This is a genomic window from Serratia sp. A07, from assembly GCF_058725505.1.
Map to the genome: position 1 here is coordinate 1 of NZ_JBZXDO010000182.1, position 1,084 is coordinate 1,084.

3 protein-coding genes and 1 pseudogene are annotated in these 1,084 nt (G+C 63.0%); all 4 read left to right on the forward strand.

The features are described from left to right. The first annotated feature begins 22 nt into the window (after window positions 1–22). A complete protein-coding gene (locus tag AC4PR2_RS29045; protein WP_492176070.1) occupies window positions 23–217 on the forward strand; it encodes a hypothetical protein in 195 nt (64 codons plus the stop codon). 11 nt (window positions 218–228) lie between these two features. Further along, the gene (locus AC4PR2_RS29050; protein ID WP_492176071.1) at window positions 229–645 is read left to right on the forward strand and encodes a hypothetical protein; all 417 of its coding nucleotides are present in this window, start codon (window positions 229–231) and stop codon (window positions 643–645) included. Then, the gene (locus AC4PR2_RS29055; RefSeq protein ID WP_342186069.1) at window positions 639–989 is read left to right on the forward strand and encodes a TrbI F-type domain-containing protein; all 351 of its coding nucleotides are present in this window, start codon (window positions 639–641) and stop codon (window positions 987–989) included. The genes AC4PR2_RS29050 and AC4PR2_RS29055 overlap by 7 nt, the downstream gene beginning before the upstream one ends. Further along, window positions 989–1,084, forward strand: a pseudogene (locus tag AC4PR2_RS29060) (type-F conjugative transfer system protein TraW); the annotation flags it as partial. The gene AC4PR2_RS29055 and the pseudogene AC4PR2_RS29060, both read left to right, overlap by 1 nt.

A 1,084-nucleotide genomic window follows, 5' to 3' on the forward strand; every position in this document is an offset into this window, starting at 1 on the left:
GCAATTGTCTTGGAGGTCCGGGATGGTGACACCTCGCGAATACTGGCTGACCGGGTTTGTCTCGGTGGTGTGCGCCGGACTTCTGGCGGCCGCAGGGCTGGCGCTGCGGTATCAATGGGCGGGCAAGGGGCATCAGGCAGTGAACCTGCTGCGCCTTGCCCTGGGGCTGTGGGTAATAGCCGGCGTTTCCGGTCTGCTTTCGCAGGCAACGCTTTGACGGAGGGGATTGTGCATCACACAAAATCGACGGTGGCAGAGCGATCAGCGCTGTCCGCGCGCTTTATCGCCACCGAGTGGTTTCGCGGCGTGGGGTATGCGCTGGTAACGCTGTTTGGCGCAGGGGTGCTTTATCTGGGTGGGGGGCTGGCCATCATGAGCGCCGAGGCGCTTCTCGGTGGTCGGGCATTCCAATCAGCAGACGCGCTGATGCAGGCCGTGTTTCCCGTCGCTATTGCGGCCGCGGGCGTGATGGGGATTGCCGCTGTGGGGGCGAAAGCCCTTGATTACCCAAGGCTGGCGGCCCTGTTCGGTGGTGTGTGCCGATGGGTCTTCGTGTTGGGCGTCGCCACGGGGCTGTTTCTGGTCATCCATTTCCTCTTTTTCAGCCCTCATCACTGTAACTGTTTAGGAGGTCCGCGATGGTGACCCCCCGCGAATATTGGCTGACCGGGTTTGTCTCGGTGGTGTGCGCCGTGCTGGTGACGGCGGCACTCTGGCTGCTGCTGTTGCAGCCGCCCAAGCTGGTGACCTTCGACATGAAGGGCACAACCGACAGGTTTTTGCTGCAAAGCGCGCGTCTCAAACTCAGCGATGAAGAGCGCACCGCGCTGCTGCAGCGCTATAACCAGAAGCTCAATCAGGTGTTGACGGCGCGGGCCAAAGCGCAGCATGAGGTGATTGTGGTCAGCGCCGCCGTGGTGGCCGGCCTGCCTGATGTGACGCCGCAGATACGCAAGGATCTCGCTGCCGCCATGCAAGGAGGGCAGTGATGCGCCGCGTACTGGTTGCCCTTTGCCTGGCGCTGCCTTCGCTGACTCAGGCGGCCAACCTCGGCACGGTGGGCGATATCTGGCCCATCCGGGAG

What these genes read in the sequence shown, in the direction of transcription:
- AC4PR2_RS29045 (WP_492176070.1), top strand. Translation starts at nt 23, where the DNA reads ATGGTGACACCTCGCGAATACTGGCTGACCGGGTTTGTCTCGGTGGTG.
- AC4PR2_RS29055 (WP_342186069.1), top strand. Translation starts at nt 639, where the DNA reads ATGGTGACCCCCCGCGAATATTGGCTGACCGGGTTTGTCTCGGTGGTG.